Here is a 6,056-nt window from a genome sequence, read left to right as displayed (position 1 = left end):
GAAGATTTAAACGTACACCCATACACTTTAAATTAAAATAATTACCTGTACACTTTACAAGGTGAGAATGTCAATTATAATGATAGGTAGTTATTAATTTGTCTAAGTAAGCGCTCTTGTCAAACATTACCTATGAAATTAGAACCTCAGAAATAAAGCCCTATTCCTATAGAACTCCATTGGTTTCAGTTAATGATTGTGGAGAGTTGTCAGTGGAATATTCTAAGGTATCACCTGTACATATAAAAAAAATTACTCTGTTGAATATGGTGGGGAGAGATTCGTCAGGTAAGATAGTTACATTTGAACCGATAGAGCAAGTAAACAGATTCTTAATGACGCATCATATTGATGACCACAAGCAAGAATCCGATCAATACAGCAAAGGGTTGGTTCACTTCTTTTCCTTCCTAATAAAGTTCCAAGAACAATGGGACGATGAATTTGATGAAGATATATTTGATGAGTTAACAGATTTACCGCGCCCTGAATGGGATTATATGGCGAAAAGAAAGGCTCAAAGAATCACTTACCAATATAGGCAGGCTTTAAAAGATGCAGTAATAAAAGAAATTAATCCAGATTTAAAATTGGCTAGAACAACAGCAACAGCTTATATGAATGCCGTTATTAAGTTTTATTCATTTCACCTAAGACAAGGTTACAGGTTTAACAACCCTCCTTTTGACCATGAGATAATCAACATTAACTTTCAGACAAGTGGCACGAACATGAAAGGCTACATGTCAAAGGCGGTTCATACAACAGATTTACGCTTGAATTTCCCTCGTTCCAAACGAAATTCAGGCGGCGCAATTCCATCATCAAGAAAAGATATTAGACCTCTTACCAATACAGAATGGAAGGAGGTTGAAAATATTTTGCTTAACACTAAAACAGTTATCAAAAATGTTTCAGGACATCTCAAACCATCTAAATTAGCAATTGAATACTCGCTATTCTTCTTGGTTTCACGATTTACTGGATTGCGAAGAGAAGAAGTCGCAAGTTTGCATCAAGGTCAAATTATCAAGCCCGATCACCGTAAGCCTATTCTACGGCTTGGAGTCGGTGAGCAATATGGGTCGCTAACAAAAACTCGCGACGGGAATAACAAAACTCGAAAAACGATCATTCCTGCAAGCACTATGCAAATGATATATGACTACACCAGAACTGATCGCTATCTGAAGCGACTAAAGAAATTTAAAGAGCTTTGCAAGTCGAAAAGAGAAGCTGGTGACGTTGCATTCTTCAATGTCGAGGATGGTGTTGATGAGAGCAAGGATTACATATTTATAAGCTCTACAGGTAAGCCATTCTTCACTAAGTTAAATGATTTAAACGCTAGATGGGGAGAGATCCGAGCTACTGTTAAAGTTAAGACAGGCAGAACACTAGAGGCAACAATTCATAACTTAAGAGCCACTTTCGCTGTCGCTCTGTTTAGAGCGTTACTGCGAAAAACGACACCAGATATGGCTTTAGCTCAAGTATCGGCTTTGCTTGGACACGATGATGAGAGTACGACCCTTTTATATCTAAAAATAGCCCAAGATGAGCCTACAGGGGATGAAATTTACGAAGACATCTTAGATTTTATAGGAGTTTTTGATGATATTTCTACAAGTGAAGTTCAGCTTACTCACAAGGAAAGGGTAAATGAAAGTTAAAAGCAAAAGAAAGGCGGTCCTTCCCACTGAGAGTGTAATAAAACCTCCAGCATCAGTATATCAATTACGTGTTGAAGATATATCTTTATCCGCAGGGAAGCACAAGAATGTTCATTTTAAACGTTTAAGATATTTTGGTTGTCCAGTTCTAAAAAGGGGTACTAATAACTTCCCTGACGGTACTTTGTTACGCAATATGAATCGTGACCAATTTATTCGAGAAATGTACTGCTTATTAGCTCCCAATTTCGATGCTACTAGAAGCATCACATTCAGCGTCATATTGAAGTACCTTGCGTGGTTAGACTCAAAAGGTCATGCCATTTCAGATGGTGAGTATTTCAATGAAAACCTCATAAAAGAATACATGAATCAATGGGGTAACTGGTACAAAGAAGGAAAATATACGCAAGGGTCTTGGAGAGTAGTTACTTCATCTTTTAGATGGATATTTGAACAAAAAGGAATACTGGATACAGCAAAGGCACTTCCATTATTGAAAGGATCTAGAAAAAACACAAAAGGTCAAAAAGCTCTCAGTTTAGAAGGTGAGCTTAAGCCTGTTGCTAAGCAAATGCTAATAGCCTTTTATGTTCTGGCTGAACACTTTCAAAATGGCACGCGCCCTATGGTCCACCCTTTGTATGACGAAACACTTTTTAACGCAGAGATGTGCCGCAGACACGAAGAAAAGGTTGTACATAAAAGGATGTCGTTTACAAAGTCTGTCGCTCGCGGGGACTGGGTAAACCAAATGACGAAACTTGCTCTGATGCTTTGCTACATGTGGACAGGAATGAATACTAGCCCTTTAATGTATATGAAAAGGAAAGATATCAAGTATAAGTCAGTGGGGGGTGGTCAATATATATTAGAGAGCGTTAAAGGAAGAGCTGGACATCAAGAGCAAGACAATTCACTTGGATTCAGCAAGTATGCCAAGTCATTTTTAGATAAATGGTATGCCATTTCAGGCGATATTACTTCTCACGAACCTGAAGCATTTTTGTTTCCATACAGATCGGTAAGCGGAGAAGCTTTGTCTTTTGCGGATATTAGTGACTCACCGCAAAAATCAATCAATAAGCTTTTAAAGCTTTTGGGATTGGTGGAGATAAGCCCCTCTTCAATGCGAAAAACCAAACTAGATGCTTTGATGAAGGCTACTGATAGTGTTTTCTTAGTAGCTATGTCGGCTAATAACAGTATAGAAACGATAGGAAGAAGCTATTCAACAGGTGTGGAAGGCGATCATGAAAATAACCTGGGAGCATCTATTGAAGCGAAGTTCAACATTGCAAAAGGAAAAGACATTAAGGCTGCTACAGAAGAGGCCAAATTCAAGTATGGTGACATCTTAAGTGACTATGAATATCAGGAACTACGAAAAGGTGAAGAACGCTCTCATGAGGCTAGGACACCATTAGGGGTAAGGTGCAATGATTCTACAAAGGGTGCACTTCGTTTAATTGAAAAATCACTTGCAAAGGCTGGTGTAGCAACAGACAGCATTGAGCCTGCTTGTACTGATTTTTTAGGTTGCTTCGAATGTGAACAACACGCTCTTGTGTCCGACGTTCAAGATATTTGGCTCATGCTCTCATTTAGAGATACGTTACAAGAGATGCAGCAATTGCCGTCGATTAATTCATTTCCAGACGGTAAATACAACACGCTATACCAAACAGTAAATGGGATACTTCAGCGTTTCGAGGAAAAGTCCAAAGAGAATTTTAAGCAAGCGTTGGAGAAACATAAGACTGAGGTACATCCATTATATTCCAGCGTATATAGCTTAAATGATCTATTGGAGGTGTTTGCATAATGTCCAGTTTAGTTAGGGCTAAGCCATACATCAACAACACTGTCGTTTCGCGTACATCTGAAGGTGAGACGTTATCATTAATATATGATGAATCATGGGACTTATCTGGCTCAGAAGCTAAAGCCGTTGGTAAAAACGCTGTGGTTTCGTTTTCAAAAGTTGAAAAACAATATCGTAGGCATATCCAAGATGCGCTGTTCTCCATATATGAGTTTCTGAGGGAGCAAGAATCTGCACCTCCGACTGCTAGCCAATTGAATGCGTGGAGAAGAGGGTTGGAAAAAATAGCTCAGTGCCTTTCGGGTTGTAACTGGAACAGCCTTAGTGATGATGTTGTTTATAGAATGTTTAAAAGGAAGGTGTCTGCTTCTAATTTCAACGATATATCCATAAGAGGGATGCTCACGGCTTTCAATATATTGTATCAAGCTAACCTCATCGGTAGGAGGTTTAGTGGTGATGAATTATTGGCATTATCAAAGGGGCGTATAACCAAACAAAGTATTGCCATTCCAATTGATATGTACTCTGCGATCATTGCTGATGCAATTAATGTTGTTGAAAAATACCACGTACTCCGACACGGGATCTCAAAGTTAGTATCACAAGTAATCCAGATATCTGATGATGTTAAGTCGCAGTGTGACTTTAGCAATAACTCTCTGACTAAAGAGCAAAATGATAAAGCGGTAGATCATCAGATAAGGAAAAGGCTAAAGAATATCGATCATCAGATCCCTGATTTTAATATCACTTTAAATGGTTCAGAGCTTGGCAAAATACAATCAGCGTGCTTGATTGTCACATTGGCCTTTAGTGGTGGGCGTATAGGTGAGGTGCTAAGTTTTAACCCTTCTCGTTACAGCACCAAGCAGGTAGGCAAGCACAAGTTAATCTCGATTGTATCGGGTGAAACATCAAAAGGTGAAGACGGAATACCCAGAACCGTAACATGGCAAACACACCCTATTGTTAAAGATGCACTTGAGCTTGCATTCGATATGACTGAAAGCTTAAGAGATCATTATAAAACGCTCATTGATGAGAAAATTAATAGTGGTGCCTATAGAGAGGATGAACACGCTAAAGCATCAAAAGAACTAAATTCAGCTTTTATTATTTTACGTCATAATACCACGTCAGCGGCTTCGTTTGTGCAAGCAAATAGTCAAAGACTGCTGACCCAATATGCAGCTTCTCTTAAATTGACAGCTAGTAACGAAGATATCGAAGAGTTCAACCGACTTAACCCATCTCGTGAAGGAGAAATGACTTCAGGTGAGGGATTACCAAGGCTGACACCTCATGATTTTAGGCGAAGCTTTGCTGTCTTTTTCAAACGGTACGGATTCGGCTCAAGCACTGCAATAAAGTTTCAATACAAGCATCAAAACATCAATATGTCAGATTACTACGCTAATAACGCAGCTCTTCAAGCGATGGAAGAGTTGTTGCTTGATGCCGACCTTTTAGAATTACTCGAAGAGGAAGGTATTCATATGGGGGTTGACGCTTTTGATGAAATATACAATGAGACTGAACACCTCAGCGGCGGTGGCGGTGAGCGTATTGCTTTGGATAAATTTCAGAGGGTGAAGAATGGTCATCAAGTGTATATGTCTAGGACTGAAATAGAAGAATTGGTAAGAAACAAAACCATCGCCATTGTTAAGCTTCCTACAGGTGGATATTGCCTTAACCCAAGTTGCAGTCGTTTATGTGGTATTGGGCAATTCGCTGCGGAGAAGAAGCCTTGTGAGTTCCAAGTGAATACCGACAAAACTGCCAAAGAATTAAAACGTCAAAATAAGAGGTTGATACAGAGCTTTAGGGCAATGAACGAAGGTGATTCGATGATGCAGAGCATCCTTGTTGGAATAAAGCAGAAAATAAAGATCAATGAAGCTCTAATGAAAAATCACGATGTTGAGTTCATTGAATTTAAAGATAAAGTTCACGGTGTCATAGTAATCACAGAGGCAAACAATGGATAAGAAAGTAATTACAGAGGCGCGTTTGGAAGAGGCGCTAGAGCGGTTGTTGTCTGGATGCCCTATAAGAGTAAAACCAGAAGGCACCCTAACTTTAAACAAGGTTAACAAAGAGGCACGCCTTAGTCATAGCTATGTGCATAAATTCAAAGAATTCGTAGAGCGTGCGACTCCAAAAATAGATACTTTTAACAAAACTAAGAAACAAGCCATTGAAGGCATGGATTTGGGCGAAGCAGAACTAACAGAAGTCGAGAAGCTGAAAGCTGACTTAAAGCGAGAGAAAGCGCTAAAAGAAAAATATCGTTCAGAGCGAGATGATGCCAAGACAGCTCAGAAAGAAATGGAGGCTTTAAACGCCACGCTAATGTTTAGGTTGTACGAATTGCAGGAAGAACTAGGTAGAAAAAGACTGGTCAGTATTTCATAATAGGTGTGAATAACACTTCTTGATTCTCAACTATTTAACCAAAAATATGAGAAAAACACTCTACCCTATTAAGTAACTGTATTTAAAAAGGTTTCACAATATTTTGATATTCCTTTGTGTAACGGTGAACGTAAAAG

At 39.0% G+C, this 6,056-nt stretch carries 4 protein-coding genes; all 4 read left to right on the top strand.

What is annotated here, in order from left to right:
* Positions 1 to 212: 212 nt before the first annotated feature.
* Genes I6E78_RS18040 through I6E78_RS18025 form a run of 4 tightly spaced genes read left to right on the top strand, consistent with a single transcriptional unit; the run spans position 213 to position 5,919 of the window.
* Positions 213 to 1,673 carry a tyrosine-type recombinase/integrase gene (locus I6E78_RS18040; RefSeq protein WP_331459148.1) on the top strand — a complete coding sequence of 487 codons (1,461 nt, stop codon included), beginning with the start codon at positions 213 to 215 and terminating at the stop codon, positions 1,671 to 1,673.
* Positions 1,663 to 3,498, top strand: a complete 1,836-nt coding sequence (locus I6E78_RS18035) for a hypothetical protein (RefSeq protein WP_193050457.1) — start codon at positions 1,663 to 1,665, stop codon at positions 3,496 to 3,498. Before I6E78_RS18040 ends, I6E78_RS18035 begins: the two co-directional genes overlap by 11 nt.
* Positions 3,498 to 5,492: a hypothetical protein gene (locus tag I6E78_RS18030; RefSeq protein ID WP_226916303.1), complete on the top strand. Its 1,995-nt coding sequence runs from the start codon at positions 3,498 to 3,500 to the stop codon at positions 5,490 to 5,492. The genes I6E78_RS18035 and I6E78_RS18030 overlap by 1 nt, the downstream gene beginning before the upstream one ends.
* The gene (locus tag I6E78_RS18025; RefSeq protein WP_193050459.1) at positions 5,485 to 5,919 is read left to right on the top strand and encodes a hypothetical protein; all 435 of its coding nucleotides are present in this window, start codon (positions 5,485 to 5,487) and stop codon (positions 5,917 to 5,919) included. The genes I6E78_RS18030 and I6E78_RS18025 overlap by 8 nt, the downstream gene beginning before the upstream one ends.
* The last annotated feature ends 137 nt before the right edge of the window (positions 5,920 to 6,056 follow it).

The organism is Pseudoalteromonas sp. NZS127 (assembly GCF_015864805.1).
Taxonomy (GTDB): domain Bacteria; phylum Pseudomonadota; class Gammaproteobacteria; order Enterobacterales; family Alteromonadaceae; genus Pseudoalteromonas; species Pseudoalteromonas nigrifaciens.
Note: the sequence above shows the minus strand (reverse complement) of the source record. Positions and strands in the feature narration are given on the sequence as shown.